17 protein-coding genes are annotated in these 18,366 nt (G+C 63.8%); 11 read left to right on the top strand and 6 right to left on the bottom strand.

The features are described 5' to 3' along the window. Nucleotides 1-132: 132 nt before the first annotated feature. Nucleotides 133-768, bottom strand: coding sequence for a LysE family translocator (locus tag NKJ89_RS08445; RefSeq protein WP_352601527.1), 636 nt, complete (start codon nucleotides 766-768; stop codon nucleotides 133-135). A gap of 128 nt (nucleotides 769-896) precedes the next feature. Between NKJ89_RS08445 and NKJ89_RS08450 the strand changes: the two genes are divergently transcribed. Then, entirely contained in the window at nucleotides 897-1,595 is a 699-nt protein-coding gene (locus NKJ89_RS08450) for a helix-turn-helix transcriptional regulator (RefSeq protein ID WP_352601529.1), read from the top strand. Nucleotides 1,596-1,630: 35 nt separating this feature from the next. On the opposite strand, the gene NKJ89_RS08455 is transcribed toward NKJ89_RS08450, so the two are convergent. Continuing rightward, nucleotides 1,631-2,740 (bottom strand): Gfo/Idh/MocA family protein, encoded by a 1,110-nt coding sequence (locus NKJ89_RS08455; RefSeq protein WP_352601531.1) that lies wholly within the window; start codon nucleotides 2,738-2,740, stop codon nucleotides 1,631-1,633. A gap of 156 nt (nucleotides 2,741-2,896) precedes the next feature. Between NKJ89_RS08455 and NKJ89_RS08460 the strand changes: the two genes are divergently transcribed. Beyond that, the gene (locus tag NKJ89_RS08460) at nucleotides 2,897-3,742 is read left to right on the top strand and encodes a MurR/RpiR family transcriptional regulator (protein ID WP_352601842.1); all 846 of its coding nucleotides are present in this window, start codon (nucleotides 2,897-2,899) and stop codon (nucleotides 3,740-3,742) included. Here NKJ89_RS08460 and NKJ89_RS08465 read toward each other — a convergent pair. Further along, on the bottom strand, nucleotides 3,739-4,629 hold the full coding sequence (locus NKJ89_RS08465; RefSeq protein ID WP_352601533.1) for an AraC family transcriptional regulator: 891 nt from the start codon (nucleotides 4,627-4,629) through the stop codon (nucleotides 3,739-3,741). The two genes, NKJ89_RS08460 and NKJ89_RS08465, sit on opposite strands and share 4 nt — an antisense overlap. A gap of 138 nt (nucleotides 4,630-4,767) precedes the next feature. Between NKJ89_RS08465 and NKJ89_RS08470 the strand changes: the two genes are divergently transcribed. The 9 genes from NKJ89_RS08470 to phnN all read left to right on the top strand — a co-directional run bounded on the left by NKJ89_RS08470 (nucleotide 4,768) and on the right by phnN (nucleotide 14,382). Then, entirely contained in the window at nucleotides 4,768-5,496 is a 729-nt protein-coding gene (locus NKJ89_RS08470) for an SDR family oxidoreductase (protein WP_352601535.1), read from the top strand. Nucleotides 5,497-5,682: 186 nt separating this feature from the next. Beyond that, a complete protein-coding gene (locus tag NKJ89_RS08475; RefSeq protein ID WP_352601537.1) occupies nucleotides 5,683-7,617 on the top strand; it encodes a bifunctional 5-dehydro-2-deoxygluconokinase/5-dehydro-2-deoxyphosphogluconate aldolase in 1,935 nt (644 codons plus the stop codon). Between the two features lie 33 nt (nucleotides 7,618-7,650). After that, nucleotides 7,651-9,501 (top strand): 3D-(3,5/4)-trihydroxycyclohexane-1,2-dione acylhydrolase (decyclizing), encoded by a 1,851-nt coding sequence (gene iolD / locus NKJ89_RS08480; RefSeq protein ID WP_352601539.1) that lies wholly within the window; start codon nucleotides 7,651-7,653, stop codon nucleotides 9,499-9,501. Nucleotides 9,502-9,688: 187 nt separating this feature from the next. Further along, entirely contained in the window at nucleotides 9,689-10,606 is a 918-nt protein-coding gene (gene iolE / locus NKJ89_RS08485; RefSeq protein WP_352601541.1) for a myo-inosose-2 dehydratase, read from the top strand. A gap of 58 nt (nucleotides 10,607-10,664) precedes the next feature. Continuing rightward, nucleotides 10,665-10,877: a DUF3329 domain-containing protein gene (locus NKJ89_RS08490; protein WP_352601543.1), complete on the top strand. Its 213-nt coding sequence runs from the start codon at nucleotides 10,665-10,667 to the stop codon at nucleotides 10,875-10,877. A 5-nt stretch (nucleotides 10,878-10,882) separates the two neighbouring features. Beyond that, the gene (gene iolB / locus NKJ89_RS08495) at nucleotides 10,883-11,695 is read left to right on the top strand and encodes a 5-deoxy-glucuronate isomerase (RefSeq protein ID WP_352601545.1); all 813 of its coding nucleotides are present in this window, start codon (nucleotides 10,883-10,885) and stop codon (nucleotides 11,693-11,695) included. A 151-nt stretch (nucleotides 11,696-11,846) separates the two neighbouring features. Continuing rightward, nucleotides 11,847-12,554, top strand: a complete 708-nt coding sequence (locus tag NKJ89_RS08500; protein WP_352601547.1) for a DUF1045 domain-containing protein — start codon at nucleotides 11,847-11,849, stop codon at nucleotides 12,552-12,554. Between the two features lie 47 nt (nucleotides 12,555-12,601). Continuing rightward, nucleotides 12,602-13,756, top strand: a complete 1,155-nt coding sequence (locus NKJ89_RS08505) for an alpha-D-ribose 1-methylphosphonate 5-triphosphate diphosphatase (protein WP_352601549.1) — start codon at nucleotides 12,602-12,604, stop codon at nucleotides 13,754-13,756. Then, nucleotides 13,753-14,382 (top strand): phosphonate metabolism protein/1,5-bisphosphokinase (PRPP-forming) PhnN, encoded by a 630-nt coding sequence (phnN, locus tag NKJ89_RS08510; RefSeq protein ID WP_352601551.1) that lies wholly within the window; start codon nucleotides 13,753-13,755, stop codon nucleotides 14,380-14,382. The genes NKJ89_RS08505 and phnN overlap by 4 nt, the downstream gene beginning before the upstream one ends. A 16-nt stretch (nucleotides 14,383-14,398) precedes the next feature. Here the strand turns inward: phnN and NKJ89_RS08515 are convergent, their stop codons facing one another. From NKJ89_RS08515 to NKJ89_RS08525, 3 genes are all read right to left on the bottom strand, one after another. Then, nucleotides 14,399-15,394, bottom strand: a complete 996-nt coding sequence (locus NKJ89_RS08515) for an ABC transporter permease (protein ID WP_352601553.1) — start codon at nucleotides 15,392-15,394, stop codon at nucleotides 14,399-14,401. A 53-nt stretch (nucleotides 15,395-15,447) separates the two neighbouring features. Next, the gene (locus NKJ89_RS08520) at nucleotides 15,448-16,986 is read right to left on the bottom strand and encodes a sugar ABC transporter ATP-binding protein (RefSeq protein ID WP_352601844.1); all 1,539 of its coding nucleotides are present in this window, start codon (nucleotides 16,984-16,986) and stop codon (nucleotides 15,448-15,450) included. A gap of 115 nt (nucleotides 16,987-17,101) precedes the next feature. Further along, nucleotides 17,102-18,064 carry a sugar-binding protein gene (locus NKJ89_RS08525; RefSeq protein ID WP_031260946.1) on the bottom strand — a complete coding sequence of 321 codons (963 nt, stop codon included), beginning with the start codon at nucleotides 18,062-18,064 and terminating at the stop codon, nucleotides 17,102-17,104. Nucleotides 18,065-18,366: the final 302 nt, after the last annotated feature.

An 18,366-nucleotide genomic window follows, 5' to 3' on the forward strand; every position in this document is an offset into this window, starting at 1 on the left:
TCCCGCTCAGCCACAAACGACTCAAGGCACGATGGGCCGATCAAAACCTGCTTAGCCTCTTTACTCATATGCGATAGCCCTGCCCTTGTGGGGAGGGTTAGGGTGGGGCCCTCTTCGCAAGAAATCCGTGTCCTACCCCGCTCTCAGTCCTTCCCATGCCGTGAATACCGAGACCGCAACCAGGAGCAGTCCGGCTGCCCGGCCGGCAAAGGCGGTCGCCTGGGGATTGGCGACCAGCAGATTTCGGCTGCGGCCGGCGGTGACGGCGAGCCCGCCATAGACGGTAAACTGCATGGTGATCGTCATCAATCCCATGATGGACGCCTGGATCCAGATCGGACCGTAGGCCGGCTTCAGAAATTGCGGATAGACCGCGAAGACGAAGAGATAGGCCTTTGGATTGATCAGGCAGATCACCAGCCCCTGGCGAAACGCCTTCCATGCGGAACGGCTGCCGGCAGGCCCCGCAGCGCCGACCTTGATCGAGCTGCGCATCAGCGACAGGCCTATGAAGGCCATGTAGGCGGCGCCGGCAATCAGCAGCGGATTGTAGAGGATCGGCACGAAATGCATCAGCAGGCCGACGCCGAGCGCGCCGTTCAGCGTGTGTACCATGCCGCCCAGCATGATACCGCCGGTCGCGGCAAGTCCCCTGTTGCCGCCACCGGTCAACGCATTGGCAAGCACGAAAAGCATGTCCATGCCCGGCACGATGATGATGCCGAACAGGAGGAGACAGAAGAGCCAGAGATTTGCCGCGTAATCCATGTCAGTTGCCTGTCGCTTCGCCGGCTAGGCCGCAGCGGAATGTGTTGATTCTCAACCCGATAGGCGCTCCTATAGAACAGCCCAACTGACGATGGTGTGTCAGTTGTCATCGGAAACCCGGGTGAAAAATGCGAAAGGCGTCACGCCTGTTCGAGATCATCCAGATCATGCGGTTGGCGCGGCAGCCGGTAACGGCGGCGACGATTGCCGAGCGGTTGGAAGTCGCGGTGCGCTCGATCTATCGCGATATCGCGGCACTTCAGGCGATGCGCGTGCCGATCGAGGGCGGGCGTGGCATCGGCTATATACTGCGCCCCGGCTTCGACCTGCCGCCGCTGATGTTCTCGATCGAGGAGATGGAGGCGATCGTCCTGTCGCTGGCGCTGCTGGAGCGAACAGGGGACAGCGAGCTCAAGCAGGCGGCCAAGCGTGTCAGTGCCAAGATCGCCGGTGCGGTGCCGCCACCCTTGCGCCAGGCGTTCGATGCCAATGCGCTGCATGCGTGGGGGTTCGCCGCGCCTTCGACCGGCGCGATCGATCTGGCCCTGGTGCGCCGCGCCATCCGCGACGAGGAGAAGCTCGACATCTCCTATCGAGACGAAATGGGCCGCGCCTCCGAGCGGCTCGTCCGCCCGATCGCCCTGATCTACTACGCCGAGACCGCCAATATCGTCGCCTGGTGCGAATTGCGCCAGGCGATCCGCAATTTCCGCAGCGACCGGATCGAGGATTGCCAGGCGACGGGGCTACGGTTCAAGGGCGAAGGCGACCGGTTGCGGCAGGTCTGGGTAGACGGGTGGGAGACGAATGCCTCGAACGCTGGCTAAAAGCGGCCAACGCAAAGCGAATGCCAGAAGCGGACCTACCTCACATCCACCCAGCGCTTTTCCTCGAACGAGCGCGCCATCGCGTGCACGGTGCGCTCGATCTCCAGTCCTTCGGCGAATTCGATGAGCCGCGCCGGCTTGCCGGCAAGCCGCGTCAGCAATTCGTGGCACTCGATGATCTTGAGATCGTTGAAGCCGAGGCCATGGCCTGGCGCCGGCAGGAAGGCGTCGTAGGGCTTGTGGTGCGGCGCCACAAGGATGGTGCGATAGCCTTGCTCGGTCGGGCGGTCGGCGGTGACATAAAGCTGGATTTCATTCATCCGCTCCTGATCGAACAGGATCGACCCCTTCGATCCGAATATCTGGATGGCGATGCGACCCTTGCGGCCCCAGGCCGATCGGTTGACCAGCAACGTGCCGGCGATGCCGTTCTCCAGATGCATCAGCACGCTGGCAATGTCGTAGGTCTCCACCACACGGCGGCCGCCGCTGGCCACCTTGCGATCGGCATAGGGTTTGGCCATGTCGCAAATGACGCTGGCGACACGGCCGAACAGGGCGGAAACTAGCGACAGTGGGTGCACGGCGAAATCGTCAAGCGCACCATAGCCGGAAGCCGCTTCGTGCTTCCAGAAAAACAGCGCTTCGGGATCGGCCATGAAATCCTCGTCCATCTCGATGCGCAGATGGTTGACCTCGCCGATGATCTTCTCGTCGAGCAGCGTGCCGATGTGGCGGATGGACGGGCTCTGGATGTAATTGTAGCCGAGGGCCGCGACCTTGCCGGACTTTTTCGCCGCCGCCGCCATCGCTTCGGCCTCGGCAAAACCTGGCGCCATCGGCTTCTCGCACCACAGATGTTTGCCGGCTTCCAGGATGGCGATGGCCATTTCCGGGTGGAACTGGTTGGGCGTGGTCAGCGAGACGATGTCGACCTCCGGGTCGTTGACGACGGCGCGCCAGTCGCCGGAGGCTTTGGCGAAGCCGAACTCGCCCGCCTTGCGCTGGGCAAGCTCTTCATTGACTTCGCCGAGATGGACCAGCCGCGGCTTGGCAACATCGGGAAAGACGGCGCCGACGGCGCTCCATGCGATGGCGTGACACTTGCCCATGAAACCCGTGCCGATGAGACCGACGCCGACCATTTTCCGTTTCTCCACTGCCTCAAGCGCTGCGTGGATGAATTAATCCATTTTCTCTTGGAATGGAATGTCTGCCTCATTTTTTATGGCATTCTTGCGCAGGCTCACTATGATGAGGCACAGAGGGACGCTTCACGCATGAGCTTGGACAGAGCGACGATGGACGAACGGGTACCTCGCGACTTCGAGACGCTACGCGCAACGATCCTCGATCGGCGCGAAAGCCTGCCCAGGCGCATCGCCCAGATCGCCGCCTATGCGCTCGACAATCCCGACGACATTGCCTTCGGCACCGCCGCAAGCATCGCCGCTTCGGCCGGCGTGCAGCCGTCTACCCTGATCCGCTTTGCCCAGCAGCTCGGCTTCGACGGGTTCACCAGCCTGCAGCAGGTATTCCGCGAGCGGCTGCGCGAGCGCAATTCGTCCTACGACGAAAGGCTGCAAGCCTTGCGCGCCAAGGCCGAAGGCGCCGCGGGCCACCGGGCGATCTTCGACGGCTTCGTCGCCGCCGCCAGCACCTCGCTCAACGACATCTCGCGCACGCTGGACGACACGCATCTGGAAGACGCAATTTCGCTGCTGGCAAGGGCGGAGACAATCTACGTGCTGGCCAAACGCCGCTCCTATCCGGTGGCGTCCTACATCGCCTATGCGCTGGGCAAACTGAAGATCCGCAACCAGCTGATCGAATCAGCCGCCGGCCTGAATGCCGAGATGATCGGTTTCGCCACGCCGGCGGATGCCGTCATCGCCATCTCCTTCTCGCCCTATGCGCCGGCCACCATCGAGGAGGCGCGCAGCATTTCGGAACGGGGCGTGCCTATCGTCGCCATCACCGATAGCTCGTTTTCGCCGCTCGCCCAGTTCGCCAAGGTCTGGTTCGAGGTTGCCGAGGCCGATTTCGCCGGCTTCCGCTCGCTGTCGGCGACGATGGCGCTGGCCATGGCGCTGACCGTCGGCGTCGGCGAGAAGCGACGCGACACGGGCCGCAAGCGCAAAGGTTAGAGGACCTCTACAGGCGCCTCGCCTGCCGCCAAAAGCCGGGCTGCGTCGCGCGCAGGCGGCGAGCCGAACTGGCGGACATACTCCCGGCTGAACTGGGAAGCACTCTCGTAGCCGACGGCGAAGGCGACGCTCGCAACGTTGCCTGGCTGGGCAGCCAGCAAATGGCGGGCTTCCAAGAGCCGGATTTGTTTTTGATACTGGATCGGGCTCATGGCCGTTGCCGCCTTGAAGTGGCGGTAAAATGCAGCGTTGCTCATATGGGCGATTTGGGCCAGGTCGCTGACCCGGACCGGCTGATGGCAATGTGACCGGATCCACGCAATCGCCTGGCCAATCCGGGATAGATGGCCGTCGGCGCGCGCAAGGTGGCGAAGCTTTGCGCCCTGGGGACCTTGCAGCAGCCGAAACAACATCTCGCGTTCGAGCATGACCGACAGCACGGGAATCTCACTTGGCCGGTCGAGCAGCCGCATTATTCGCCGCAATGCGTCGAGCAGATCCTCATTGACGGGCGAGGTGGAGAAATTGTCTCCGCCGAGTGCCGGCTCGTGCTCGACGAGAAGGGCGGCAATGGCCTGCAGATCGAGGGTAAAGCCGATTGCCAGGTAGGGATGTCTGGGGCTGGCTGCCACCAACTGGCTGATGGTGGGCGTGTCGACGGTGTAGATGAAATAGCTGGCGGGATTATAGCGGAGGGTCCGGTCTCCGATCAGAACCGTTTTCGCGCCCTGCAGCACGAACAGGATCCCCGACCCCCATACCCCCGCCATTGGTGCCGTAGCGACTTCGCTGCGGCCGATCGAAACGCGGGGAATCGCCGTTGTCGTTCGTCGCCCGCGCGCATGACGGCCGGCGATATCGATCAGCTCCTGCAGTGCCTCGCTCATGGCATCAGTTTCGCGCGTCCATCGTGGCCGCGCAACCCATATGAGAGGATTAGGCAAGAGCCGAAGAGTTTTCGGCGCGCGGCATTCCTCATAGGGCGCCATCTCTGGGTCTTCGACATGGAGAGATGGAGAACCCAAATGACGAAATCGAAAACCGCCGTGGTGACAGGCGCCAACAAGGGCATCGGCCGCGAGATTGCCCGGCGTTTGGCGACGATGGGCTTCAAGGTGTGGCTTGGCGCCAGGAATGCCGAGCGCGGCATGGCGGCAGCGCAGGAATTGTGCAGCGAAGGCCTGGATGTTCAATGGCTTGCGCTGGATGTCACACAGGACGAAAGCGTCGCGGCGGCCGCCAGAACTGTCGAGGCGGAAAGCCCTTGTCTCGACGTGCTGGTGAACAATGCCGGCGTCGCCATCAACTACGAGCTGCCGCCGAGCCAGCAGCAGCTTCCCGATGTCAGGGCGACCTATGACGTCAATGTCTTCGGGCCGATCCGCGTGACCCAGGCTTTCCTGCCGCTGCTGCTTGCAGCGCCGGCCGCCCGCATCGTGACGGTGAGCAGTTCCACGGGATCCATCGGGCGCGCGCTCGATTCGGGCACGCCGAACCAGTCGGTCAACCTGATGGGTTATGGCAGTTCCAAGACGGCCCTGAATGCCATCACCGTCGCCTTCGCCCGCGAACTTGCGCCACAAGGCATCAAGGTCAATGCAGCGGCGCCCGGCTATACCGCCACCGACCTGAATGGATTTAGAGGCCACCGCACCGTGCAGCAGGCGGCCGAGATCGTCATACACCTGGCGACCCTGGATGCCGATGGTCCGAACGCCGGGTACTTCAACGACGATGGCCCGCTGCCATGGTGAGCGGAGCCAGGCCGGCCAAAGTGTCTTCCCGAACGCGACACCTGGTGGCACTTTTCGCCGAAGGAACGCTCATTCCATATTGACTATGGATTGGAATTATTATTTCATATTCCCGGCACCACGCTGCCGCTCGCGCGTGTTACCCAACAATGTTGTTCATGACAACAAGGCCGACGGGAGGTTCCAATGAGCGAAGCCGTGGACGCGAAACAGGCGCCGCTCGACGTGATCACCATCGGTCGCGCGTCCGTCGACCTCTACGGCCAGCAGATCGGCTCGCGGCTGGAGGATATCACCTCCTTCGCCAAGTCGGTCGGCGGCTGCCCGGCCAACATTTCGGTCGGTACGGCCAGGCTCGGCCTGCGTTCTGCGCTGTTGACCCGCGTCGGCGACGAGCAGATGGGCCGCTTCATCCGCGAGCAGCTCAAACGTGAAGGTGTCAATGTCGACGGGCTGAAGACCGACAAGGAGCGGCTGACGGCGCTAGTGCTGCTCTCGGTCGAGGACGAAGGCGTCTCGCCGATGATCTTCTACCGCTCGGACTGCGCCGACATGGCGCTGGCGCCGGAAGACATCGACGAGGCCTTCATCACCTCGGCGCGGGCGATCGTCGTCACCGGCACGCATTTTTCCCGCCCCAACAGTGATGCCGCGCAGCGCAAGGCGATTCGCATCATGAAGGCCAAGGGCGGCAAGGTGGTGTTCGACATCGACTACCGGCCCAATCTCTGGGGTCTTGCCGGTCACGCCGAAGGCTTCGAGCGCTATGTCAAATCGGACCGCGTCTCGGCCCAGCTGAAGACGGTGCTGCCCGATTGCGACCTCATTGTCGGCACCGAGGAAGAGATCATGATCGCGTCGGGGGCCGATGATTGCCTGAGCGCGCTGAAGGCGATCCGCTCGCTGTCGTCCGCCACCATCGTATTGAAGCGCGGCGCCATGGGCTGCATCGTCTATGACGGACCGATCAGCGACGATCTCGAGGACGGCGTCGTCGGCAAGGGGTTCCCGATCGAGATCTACAATGTGCTCGGCGCCGGCGACGCGTTCATGTCCGGCTTCCTGCGCGGCTGGCTGGGGGGCGAAGACCATGCGACGGCGGCGACCTGGGCCAATGCCTGCGGCGCCTTCGCCGTGTCGCGGCTGCTCTGCGCGCCGGAGTATCCGACCTTCGAGGAGCTGCAGTTCTTCCTCAAGCACGGCAGCAAGCATCTGGCCTTGCGCAAGGACGAGGCGATCAACCACATCCATTGGGCGACGACGCGCCGGCGCGACATTCCCTCGCTGATGGCGCTCGCCTGCGACCACCGTGTGCAGCTCGAGGATGTGGCGGCGAAAGCTGGCGCCAATCCGGCGCGGATCGAAGAATTCAAGGTGCTGGCGGTCAAGGCGGCAGCGAAGGTCGCCGCCGGCCGCGACGGCTATGGCATGCTGATCGACGAGAAATACGGCCGCAAGGCGATGTTCGAATTCGCCCGCCATCCCTTCGCCTGGCTCGGGCGGCCGGTCGAACTGCCGGGATCGCGGCCGCTGCGCTTCGAATTCTCGCAGGACATCGGCTCGCAGCTCACCGAATGGCCGGTCGATCACTGTATCAAGTGCCTGTGCTTCTACCATCCCGACGATCCGGCAGCCTTGAAGGAAGAGCAGCAGCAGAAGCTGCGCGCACTGTTCGAAGGCGCGCGGAAAGTAGGCAGAGAACTTCTCATCGAGATCATCGCCGGCAAGCATGGCAAGCTGGACGACACGACGATCCCGCGCGCGCTGGAGGAACTCTATGCGCTCGGCATCAAGCCCGACTGGTGGAAGCTCGAGCCGCAGGCGTCGAGCGGTGCCTGGGCCAAGATCGAAGCCGTCATCCTGAAGCACGATCCGTGGTGCCGCGGCGTCGTGCTGCTTGGGCTGGAAGCGCCGCAGGACGAGCTGGAAGCGGCTTTCGCAGCCACCGCCAAGGCGCCGATCGTCAAGGGTTTTGCCGTCGGCCGCACCATCTTCGTCCATGCGGCCGAACAATGGCTGGCCGGCAAGATGTCGGATGACGAAGCTATCGCCGACATGGCGCAGCGCTTCGAACAGCTGACTGAAGCGTGGCTTGCCGCGCGCGGCCGCAAAGCGGCATAAGAAGCGCGGCACAACGACTGCGGAGGAGACACCATGAGCAAGACAATCCGCCTGACGATGGCGCAGGCGCTGACCCGCTTTCTCAGCAAGCAGATGACCGACATCGACGGCAGGCAAGTCCCGATCTTCGGCGGCGTCTGGGCGATCTTCGGCCACGGCAACGTCGCCGGCATGGGCGAGGCACTTTATCAGGTGCGCGACGAATTGCCGACCTTCCGCGCCCACAATGAGCAGGCGATGGCGCATGCGGCGATCGCCTACGCCAAGGCCAATTTCCGTCGCCGCTTCATGGCCGCGACGTCTTCGATCGGTCCCGGTGCGCTCAACATGGTGACGGCCGCGGCACTCGCCCATGTAAACAGGTTGCCCGTCCTGTTTCTGCCCGGCGATGTCTTCGCCAACCGCATTCCCGACCCCGTGCTGCAGCAGGCCGAGGATTTCTCCGACGGCACGGCGACGGTCAATGACTGCTTCCGTCCGGTGTCGCGCTATTTCGACCGCATCACCCGGCCGGAGCAGATCATCCCGGCGCTGAGCCGCGCCATGGCCGTGCTGACCGATCCGGCCGAATGCGGCCCGGTGACGCTGTCGCTTTGCCAGGACGTGCAGGCCGAGGCCTATGATTATCCCGAAAGCTTCTTTGCCGAGCGGGTCTGGCACCAGCGCCGGCCGCGCCCGGATCGTCACGAACTGGCCGCCGCGGTGGCGGCGCTGAACGGAGCAAAAAAGCCGCTGGTGATTGCCGGTGGCGGCGTCCTCTATTCCCAGGCTTCGGACGAGCTGGCGAAATTCGTGGAGAGCGCCGGCATTCCGGTCTGCGAGACGCAAGGCGGCAAATCCTCGTTGCCGGACGAGCATCCGCTCAACATGGCGGCGGTCGGCGTCACCGGCACCTCGGCCGCCAACCGGCTGGCCGAAGAAGCCGATGTCGTGCTTGCCATCGGCACACGCCTGCAGGATTTCACCACCGGCTCCTGGGCGCTGTTCAAGAACTCCGGCAAGACCATCATCGGGCTCAACGTGCAGCCTTTCGACGCCGGCAAGCACCGCGCGTTGCCGCTGGTCACCGATGCGGCGGAGGGTTTGGCTGAACTGGGTGCAGCGCTTAAAGGTTGGAAGGCGCCGGCGACCTGGACAGACAATGCGGCCACCGGCAAGACGGCCTGGCAGGCCGAGGCCGCCAAGGTGACCGCGTCGACCAATGCCGCCTTCCCGTCGGATGCGCAGGTGATCGGTGCAGTGCAGCGCGCGATGGGCTCAGGCGTGACGCTGTTGCATGCTGCCGGCGGTCTGCCGGGCGAATTGCACAAGCTCTGGCAGGCTGGCGCGCCCGGCTCCTATCACGCCGAATACGGCTTCTCGACCATGGGCTACGAGATTGCCGGCGGGCTGGGCACCAAGATGGCGAAGCCCGACGAGGAGGTCGTTGTCATGATCGGCGACGGCTCCTACCTGATGCTGAATTCCGAGATCGCCACCTCGGTGATGCTTGGCCTGAAGCTGACCATCGTGCTGCTCGACAACAGAGGTTATGGCTGCATCAACCGGCTGCAGATGGCGACCGGCGGCGCCAACTTCAACAACCTCCTGAAGGACGCGCGCCACGAAGTCCTGCCCGACATCGACTTCGCCGCACACGCGGCGAGCATGGGCGCGATCGCGGAGAAAGTGCCGTCCATTGCCGGGCTGGAAAACGCGCTGCAGAAGGCGAAGACAAACAGCCGCACCACTGTGCTGGTCATCGACACCGACCCGCTTGTCTCCACCGATGCCGGCGGCCATTGGTGGGATGTGGCGGTGCCGGAAGTGTCGGCACGGCCGCAGGTCAACGTGGCGCGCAAGGCCTATGACGAAAAGCGGCAGATGCAGAGTGTCGGCGATTGAATTTTTGCGCCGCCAAGCCCTACCTCCCCCTTGTGGGGAGGTCGGACCGAAGGTCCGGGTGGGGGTCCGGCGCCGCACCCCCACCCGCTGCTTCGCAGCGACTTGCCGGGGCGAGCCACGGGTCTCGCCCGTCCTTCGGACCCCCACAAGGGGGAGAGTGAATACGAACTGAAACTGGAGTGACGACTTGAAAGCCAAACTGGGCATGTCCCCCATTGCGTGGTGGAACGACGATCTTGCGGAACTCAGCGATGACGTGTCGCTGGAGGAGTGTTTGCGCCAATCGCGTTCGGCCGGCTTCACCGGCATGGAAATGGGCCGGCGTTTTCCCAATGATCCCGATGTCATGCTGCCGATCCTCAAGGCGGCCGACGTGACGCTGTGCGGCGGCTGGTTCTCCGGCACGCTGGTCGACGGGGAGATGGCCGACAACAAGGATCGCATCCAGCCGATGATCGACCTGTTCAAGGCCGTGAACGGGCCTTGCATCGTCTATGGCGAGGTCGGCCGCTCGATCCAGGGCGACCGTTCGAAGCCGCTGGCAACCAAGCCGAAGCTGTCGGACGACGAGATGAAGGCCTATGCGAAGCGCCTCACCGAATTCGGCGAATGGTGCGCCGAGCAAGGCATGCCGCTGTCCTATCATCACCACATGGCGGCGGTGGTCGAGACCGAGCCGGAGCTCGACGCGTTCATGCGCTATTCGGGCGATGGCATTCCATTGCTGCTCGATGCCGGCCATCTGGCATTCGCCGGCGGCGACGTGCTGCGCGCCATCGACAACCATCACAAGCGCATCAGCCATGTGCATGTGAAGGACGTGCGCATGGGCGTGATCGAGAAACTCGACCGCACGAAACAGTCCTTCCTCGACGCGGTGGCGCTGGGTGCCTTCACGGTACCGGGCGACGGCTCGCTGGATTTCGGCGCCATCGTGCAGCGCTTTGCCGACCATGGCTATGAGGGCTGGTTCGTGGTCGAGGCCGAGCAGGATCCGAAGAAGAACCCGCCGCTCAGGATGGCGCAGGTCGGCTACAAGGAATTGATGCGCGTCATGACCGCCGCCGGCTACACGGTCGAAACGCAAGGCTTTCCAAATGTCTGATCAAGGGAGGCCTGATGCGATGGGTTCCCGGCAAAGCCGATTGCTGTAGATTGGCCCGATGAAAGATTACGAACACCCCTTCTTCCGGCCTTTGTGGCGGCGTGTCGCCGTCGTCGCGGTCTGCGTCATCTGGTCGATCATCGAGTTCGCCACCGGCACGCCGTTCTGGGGCGTCATCGCGCTTGGTTTCGCCGGCTACGCCGTCTGGCAGTTTTTTTACCTCTACACGCCCGCGGACGAGGGCAAGGCCGAGGCCGAACCGAAGGAGTGACAGGGATGTCGAAGCTGCTGGTGAAGGCCGACAAGGGCCATGGCCGCGTCGCCCATGTGACGCCGGAGAACGCAAGCTGGAGCTATGTCGGTTTCGACCTGCATCGGCTGCGGCCCGGCGAGAGCGCTTCCGGAAAAACCGATGATCGCGAAGTCTGCCTGGTGTTCGTCACCGGCAAGGGCAAGGCGAGAGGCGGCGGCAAGGATCTCGGCCTGCTTGGCGAGCGCATGTCGCCCTTCGAGGGCAAGCCGTGGTCGGTCTATGTGCCTGAGGGATCCGACTGGTCGGTGACGGCGGACACCGAGCTGGAACTCGCCGTCTGCTCGGCGCCGGGCCTTGGCGGCGGCCTGCCGGTTCGCGTCATCGCGCCGAACGATCTCGGCCAGGAGGTGCGCGGCAAGGGCACCAACACGCGCTACGTCACCAACATATTGCCGGAGGGCAAGCCGGCCGATTCGCTGCTGGTGGTCGAGGTCATCACGCCCGGCGGCCATACGTCGAGCTATCCGCCGCACAAGCATGACCAGGACAATCTGCCTGAGGAATCCTATCTCGAGGAAACCTACTATCACCGCCTCAACCCGCCGCAGGGCTTTGCCTTTCAGCGCGTCTATACCGACGCCGACAAGCACGGCCATCGCGCGCTCGACGAAGCGATGGCGATCGAGGATGGCGATGTCGTGCTGGTGCCCAAGGGCTATCATCCCTGCGCCGCCTGCCACGGCTACGACCTCTATTATCTCAACGTGATGGCCGGACCGAAGCGGACGTGGAAATTCCACAATGCGCCTGAGCACGAATGGCTGATGAAGGCCTGATCGATCGTCTCTTCCGGGTAAAGCTGTTGGTCCAACCCGGAAAAAACGTCGGCTAAGGACCGGAAGGCTCGATTTGCCTTCGAAAACCCGTCAAAGCTTCGTCAATCCGTCATGGAAATCACCTATGGCAAGGGGCTGACGAGGACTCCTGATGCGCTACGCCCTCTATTTCACCCCACGGCAGGACGAGCCGCTGGCGCGGATCGCCGCCGACTGGCTTGGCCGCGACCCGTTTGGCGGCGCGACAAGGCCGGCCGAGGCAGTGGCCGACCTATCGGCGGCGGAAGTTGCTTTCCACACAGCTTCGGCGCGCCGCTATGGTTTTCACGCGACGCTGAAAGCCCCTTTCCGCCTGGCCGCCAGCGAAATCGAAGCGTCGCTGCGCGCCGCACTCGACCATTTCGCCGAGGCGACGCCGGCGGTGACCATCCCGCGTCTCGTCGTCAGCCAGATCGACGGCTTCTTCGCACTGGTGCCGGAAGGCCCGCTGCCGGTGCTCAACCGCTTCGCCGATGACGTGGTGCTCGGCTTCGACCGGTTTCGTGCGCCGTTGACCGAGGCGGAAATCGAGCGGCGCAGCCCGGATTCGCTGAAGCCGGCCGAGTTCCGCAATCTCTGCCAATGGGGCTATCCCTATGTCTTCGAAACCTTTCGCTTCCACATGACGCTGTCCGGCCGGGCGGGGTCACAGGAAAGCCCTCGTTTGCGCGCAGCAATCGACAGTCTGTTTGCGCAGGTGCTGCAACAGCCGCTGCTGGTGGATGCGCTGACGTTGTTCGTCGAAACCGAACCGGGTGCACCGTTCATGGTGCTTTCGCATCATGCGCTCGGGCGCCGCCCGGCCAGAAAAACTGCCTGACACCCAGCCGGAATAACCCCAGCCGGAATAACCAAGGACTGCCTGAAATGACCGCCGAGACTGTTCTCCACAACGCCCGCATCGTGCTTGCCGACGAGATCGTCGAAGGTTCGCTGGTGCTGCGCGACGGCCTTATCGCCGGCATCGACGTCGGCACCAGCCAAACCAGTGGGAGCATGGCCGGCGAGGATATGGGCGGCGACTACATCATTCCCGGGCTGGTCGAGCTTCACACCGACCATCTCGAAGGCCACTACGCGCCGCGGCCCAAGGTGCGCTGGAATCCGATCGCCGCCGTGCTCGCCCATGACGCGCAAGTGGCGACCGCCGGCATCACCACCGTGCTCGACGCCTTGCGCGTCGGCATGGACGAGGACGCCGACCTGACATCCGCCGATATCCGCAAGCTGGCCGATGCGATCGAGGACAGTGTGCAGCAGGACCGTCTGCGGGCCGACCATTTCATCCATCTGCGCTGCGAGGTTTCGGCGCCGGACTGCCTCAAGGCGTTTGCCAATTTCGACGGCGACGAACGGGTGAAGCTGGCATCGCTGATGGACCATGCGCCTGGCCAGCGCCAGTTCGTCAATCTCGAGACCTATGCCTATTATTACCAGCGCAAGCTGAAGCTGACCGATCGCGACTTCAAACTGTTCTGCGAAAAACGCATGGCGGAATCGGCGCGCAATTCGGTACCGAACCGGGCAGTGATCGCCGCCGCCTGCCACGAGCGCGGCATCGTTTTGGCAAGCCACGACGACGCTACGCTTGGCCATGTCGGCGAGGCGATCGAACAGGGCGTGCGCGTCGCCGAATTCCCCACCACGGAGGAAGCCGCCAGGGCCTCGAAAGAGGCCGGACTCGGCGTGCTGATGGGCGCGCCCAACGTCATGCGCGGCGCCTCGCATTCGGGCAATGTCTCGGCCCGCACGCTGGCCAGCGACGGCCTGCTCGACATCTTGTCGTCCGACTACATCCCCTTCAGCCTTATCCAGTCGGCGTTCTTCCTCGGCGACGTCGTCGACGGCATTTCATTGCCGCAGGCGGTCGCCATGGTCTCGAAAAACCCGGCCGAAGCGATTGGCCTGACCGACCGCGGCGTCATCGAGGAGGGCCGCCGCGCCGACCTCGTGCGCGTGCGCGTCGACGACCATGTCCCGGTGGTACGCACCGTCTGGCGCCAGGGACGCCGGGTCGCATGATGGTCTCGGCGTCGATCGAGCGTGAATTGTCGGCGGAGACGTTTCCGATCCGCGATGGCGTCTTCGTCGCCGTCGTCGGCCCAAGCGGCGCCGGCAAGGACACGGTGATCGGCTTCGCCCGCGCCTGCTTCACTGAAGAGACCCGGCTGGAGTTCATCCGCCGGGTCATCACCAGGCCGAGCGATGCCGCCAGCGAGGATCACGACACGCTGGCCGAGGCCGCTTTCGTGGAAGCCGAAGCCGATGGCGCCTTCGCCATTTCCTGGGAGGCGCACGGCTTGCGCTATGGCATCCCCGTCGATGTCGACTGGTCTGTCGCCAATGGCCGTGTCGCGGTGGCGAATGTGTCGCGCGCGATTATCCCGACGCTGCGCGAGCGCTATGCCAATCTGGCCATCGTCGAGATCACCGCCTCGCCTGAAGTGCTGGCCGAGCGGCTGGCGATGCGCGGCCGCGAGTCACGCGGCGAAGTGCTGGCGCGGCTGGCGCGAAGCGCCAATGTCACTCTGTCCGGCCCTGGCGTCACCTCGATCGACAATAGCGGCCCGCGCGACGCGGCGGGCGAGCGCTTCGCCGAGGTACTGCGCAAGGCGATGGCCTTTTCCGACATGTCGGGGCTGATCTAACCTGCTTCGAGCCGGCCTATTCCGCGGCCGCACCTGCGGCGCTTTTGCGAGTGGCGTCGACCATCAGCCGCCGTTCCCGGAACACGCCCCATTGCTGGTCGACCAGCACACCGATGAGGATGACGCCGCCCATCACCGCGAAGTTGAGCGAGGACGGGATGCCAAGCAGGTTGACGAGGTTCTGCAGCTCCTGCAGCAGCACCGTGCCAAGGATGACGCCGATCAGCGAGCCCTCGCCGCCGCGCAGCGAGAAGCCGCCGAGAACGGCGGCCGCGATGGCGTAGAGTTCGTAGAACTGGCCGTGGCTGGCCGGCGAGATCGAGCGCGTGTACATGGCGAAATAGATCGCCGACAGCGCCGTTAGCACGCCGCAGATGACGTAGGCGGCCATGACGATGCGGCCGGTGCGGATGCCCGAATATTTCGCCGCCTCCTCGTTCTTGCCGATAGCGTAGAGATAGCGGCCGAACACCGAGCGGTGCAGCACCACCCACATGACGATGGCGATGACGATCAGCGCGATGAAGCTGTTGGGAACGCCATATGAACGCCCGGCGGTGAGGAATTCGAGATCCGGAAAGTTCTGGCCGAAGGCAAAGCCGGCGGTGCCGTCGGCGGTATAGAAGCGGGCGACGCCGCGATAGATGAGCAAGCCGCACAGCGTGACGACGAAAGGCTGCAGCTTGAGCCGCGTGATCAGCCAGCCATGCACTAGGCCGATGATGGCACCGAGCAACAAGATCAGCACGAAGGCCAGCGGCCAGCCCACCTCGCGCACGGCGATGAAGTCGATGAACAACGTTCCCAGCAGCGCAACCACCGAGCCGACCGACAGTTCGATGCCGCCGGTGATGATGACGAAGGCCTGGCCGATCGACAGGATTCCGAACAGGCCGATCAGGTTGGAGGTGTTGGCGAGGTTGATCGGCAACAGGAAGCGCGGATTGATGATCGCCACGATGGCGCCGACCACCAGGATCAGGATCAGCAGGCCGAGATCTTTCTTGCTCATCGTCTTCTCCCCATGCTGAGCGGCCCGCGCTTGCGCGAGACCCCGGCAAAACCCTATTTCGGCTGCTTGCCCACCGCCAGCAGCAGCACGTTTTCCTGGCTGAACCGGTCCTTGTCGAGAATGCCCGAGATCTGGCCTTCATGCATGACGGCGATGCGGTCGGACACGCCGATCACCTCCTCCATGTCGGAGGAGATCATCAGCACGGCGACGCCGGCATCGGCCAAAGCGCGCATCAGCCCGTAGATTTCCGCCTTGGCGCCGATGTCGATGCCGCGCGTCGGCTCGTCGAGGATCATTACTTTCGGATTCATGGCCAGCCATTTGCCGAGCACGACCTTTTGCTGGTTACCGCCCGACAGCGTGCCGGTGCGCGTCTGCACGGACGGCGCCTTGATGCCGAGATCCTTCTTCTGCTTCTCGGCGGTGGCAATCTCGGCACTTGTGGACACCAGCGAGCGGCGCGCATGCGCCGGCAGATTGGGCAGCGAAATATTCTGGGCGATCGACAGGTCGAGCAGGATGCCGGTCAGCTTGCGGTCTTCCGGCACCAGGAAGATGCCATGCGCGACGGCGTCGGCCGCCGAGCCCAGCACGAGCGGCTTGCCGTCGAGCTCGAGCGCGCCACCAAGGCTTGAGTCGATGCCGAAAAACACCCGCGCCAGCTCGGTGCGGCCGGAGCCGACAAGGCCGGCAAGGCCGAGGATTTCGCCGCGCCTGACGTCGAGATCGACCGGCCGGCCGGGATAGGCAGGGGTGCGGATGGCCTTGGCCGAGAGGGCGGTGGCGCCGGGCGCGCGCGCGGCCTCGGAGGCCTTTTCGCGCTCCTTCAGCATGCGGCCGATCATCAGCTTGACCATCTGGTCATGGCCGATGTCGCTCTTCGGCAAGGTGCCGGCCAGCATGCCGTCGCGCAGCACGACGACGCGGTCGGCGACGCGCTCGACCTCGTGCAGGCGATGCGAAATGAAGATGACGCTGATGCCGTCTGCCTTCAGCGCCTTGATGACGTCGAGCAATTTGTCGGTCTCGGCGAGCGGCAGGCTCGATGTCGGCTCGTCGAGGATGACCAGCCGCGCCTCGATCGACAGCGCCTTGGCGATCTCGACCATTTGCTGCTGCGCCAGCGACAGGGTCGCAACCGGCGTGTCGGCGGAAAAATTGGCGCCGACGCGCTTCAACAGCGGCGCCACCATGGTGCGCAGTTTTGCGCGGTCGACGAGCTTGAACGGCCCGGCGCGCAACGGCTCGCGGCCGAAGAAAATGTTGGCGGCGACGTCGAGATTTTCGAACAGATTGAGTTCCTGATGGACGAAGGCGATGCCCGAGCCCAGGCTGGCTTCGACCGTCAAGCCCTTGTGGGCGGTGCCGTCGACCGTGATCGTGCCGGTGTCCGGCGTGGTGACGCCGCCGAGGATCTTCATCAATGTCGATTTGCCGGCGCCGTTCTCGCCGACGAGGCCGATGACCTCGCCCGGCCGGACCTCCATGGAGAAGCCATCGAGCGCCACGACGCCCGGATAGGTCTTGCGCACGTTCTCGAGGCTGAGGAACGGGGTGGTCGTAGCGATGGATGTATCGGAATAGTTCATCATGCCTGACAGCAGTTGGCGGGCTGACCTTGTGGCAGACTGACGATCCTCGCGCGGTTCGTCAATGCGAGCAGCCGGCCCAAGCGAAGTTGAGCCGGCTGAACTGCTTCAAGTTTTAGTTTCCAGACATTGCCTTCAGGTTGGCGGCATAGGCGTCGACATCATCCTTGCCGATGATCTTTGTGGGAACGATGATGAGGCCGCCTTCCGGGATGCCCGACTTGTCGCCCTTGAGATAGGAAGCCATCAGCTTCATGCCCTGATAGGCCCATTCGAAGGGCTGCTGCACGACGGTTGCGGCAACGGTGCCTTCCTTGACGCCGCCCAGCGTGATCGGATCGTCATCGAAGCCGACGACGGTGATCGAGCCGAGCTTGCCGGCGTCGCGCAGCGCTTCATAGATGCGCGGCGTGTTGTAGGAGTAGAAGCCGACCATGCAGGTGACGTCGGGGCTGGCGACCAGCGCGTCCTCGACGTTCTTCTTGGCGCGCGCCTGGTCGATATCGTCGCCGCGCACGTCGATCAGCTCGATCTTGGTGCCGGCCAGGCCGTCCTTCATGCCCTGGATGCGCTCCTTGGCATTGTCGGCGCCAAGCAGGCCAACGAAGCCGAGGCACTTGCCGCCATTGGGCATCGCCTTCTTGGCGATTTCAGCCGCCTGCTTGCCGGCATCGACGTTGGACGAGCCGATATAGGCGACGCGCTTGGTCTGCGGGGCGTCGCTGTCCGTGGTAAACAGAGCCGTTTCCGAAGCGATCTTGTTGAGCCCGTCGGTCGAGGTCTTGGGATCGACGGCCGAGACCATGATGCCCTTGACGCCAGCCGTCACCAGATCGTCCATCAGCCGCTGCTGGATGGCGACCGAGGACTGCTCGGGATATTTGAGTTCGAGATTGTAATCCGGCAGCTCGCCTTGCGCCTTCTTGACGCCGGCTTCGGCGGCCTTCCAGAAATCGGAAGCGCCGTTGACGACGAAGGCCAGCGTCGGCTTGTCGTCGGCGCGCGCGATTGCCGTGGCCGACAGGCCGAGCAGCAGCGCCGCGGTGGCCACGGATGCATTTCGTATCAAAGATTTCATGTTCAACCTCCCATTTGGTTTAGTCATCAGACAGACTGGTCTTAGTCACCTGAATTTGCCGTTTGCAGCTTGGACGCCCCTCCTCCTCAAAGGGTTTCCGGCAACGAAAGAATGGCGCCCTTCCAGCCACGATCATGGACCTTAGAGACTCATCTCTCGTTCGTAAATAGTCCGATTTGTCTGACATATCGTATGCCCGAGACAAGGCTCGCGGAGATGATATCCGCTCGCCATCGGCCATTTGCACACACTGCAGCCGGGCCCGGACCCAGGCGGCCCGGACGCGACAGATTGACGGTACA

This window comes from Mesorhizobium sp. M0047 (assembly GCF_040323315.1).
GTDB lineage: Bacteria > Pseudomonadota > Alphaproteobacteria > Rhizobiales > Rhizobiaceae > Mesorhizobium.

Excerpts from the sequence above, each read along its gene's own strand:
- NKJ89_RS08445 (WP_352601527.1), bottom strand. The coding sequence starts at position 768 with ATGGATTACGCGGCAAATCTCTGGCTCTTCTGTCTCCTCCTGTTCGGC.
- NKJ89_RS08450 (WP_352601529.1), top strand. The coding sequence starts at position 897 with ATGCGAAAGGCGTCACGCCTGTTCGAGATCATCCAGATCATGCGGTTG.
- NKJ89_RS08455 (WP_352601531.1), bottom strand. The coding sequence starts at position 2,740 with ATGGTCGGCGTCGGTCTCATCGGCACGGGTTTCATGGGCAAGTGTCAC.
- NKJ89_RS08460 (WP_352601842.1), top strand. The coding sequence starts at position 2,897 with ATGGACGAACGGGTACCTCGCGACTTCGAGACGCTACGCGCAACGATC.
- NKJ89_RS08465 (WP_352601533.1), bottom strand. The coding sequence starts at position 4,629 with ATGAGCGAGGCACTGCAGGAGCTGATCGATATCGCCGGCCGTCATGCG.
- NKJ89_RS08470 (WP_352601535.1), top strand. The coding sequence starts at position 4,768 with ATGACGAAATCGAAAACCGCCGTGGTGACAGGCGCCAACAAGGGCATC.
- NKJ89_RS08475 (WP_352601537.1), top strand. The coding sequence starts at position 5,683 with ATGAGCGAAGCCGTGGACGCGAAACAGGCGCCGCTCGACGTGATCACC.
- iolD (WP_352601539.1), top strand. The coding sequence starts at position 7,651 with ATGAGCAAGACAATCCGCCTGACGATGGCGCAGGCGCTGACCCGCTTT.
- NKJ89_RS08490 (WP_352601543.1), top strand. The coding sequence starts at position 10,665 with ATGAAAGATTACGAACACCCCTTCTTCCGGCCTTTGTGGCGGCGTGTC.
- iolB (WP_352601545.1), top strand. The coding sequence starts at position 10,883 with ATGTCGAAGCTGCTGGTGAAGGCCGACAAGGGCCATGGCCGCGTCGCC.
- NKJ89_RS08500 (WP_352601547.1), top strand. The coding sequence starts at position 11,847 with ATGCGCTACGCCCTCTATTTCACCCCACGGCAGGACGAGCCGCTGGCG.
- NKJ89_RS08505 (WP_352601549.1), top strand. The coding sequence starts at position 12,602 with ATGACCGCCGAGACTGTTCTCCACAACGCCCGCATCGTGCTTGCCGAC.
- phnN (WP_352601551.1), top strand. The coding sequence starts at position 13,753 with ATGATGGTCTCGGCGTCGATCGAGCGTGAATTGTCGGCGGAGACGTTT.
- NKJ89_RS08515 (WP_352601553.1), bottom strand. The coding sequence starts at position 15,394 with ATGAGCAAGAAAGATCTCGGCCTGCTGATCCTGATCCTGGTGGTCGGC.
- NKJ89_RS08520 (WP_352601844.1), bottom strand. The coding sequence starts at position 16,986 with ATGAACTATTCCGATACATCCATCGCTACGACCACCCCGTTCCTCAGC.
- NKJ89_RS08525 (WP_031260946.1), bottom strand. The coding sequence starts at position 18,064 with ATGAAATCTTTGATACGAAATGCATCCGTGGCCACCGCGGCGCTGCTG.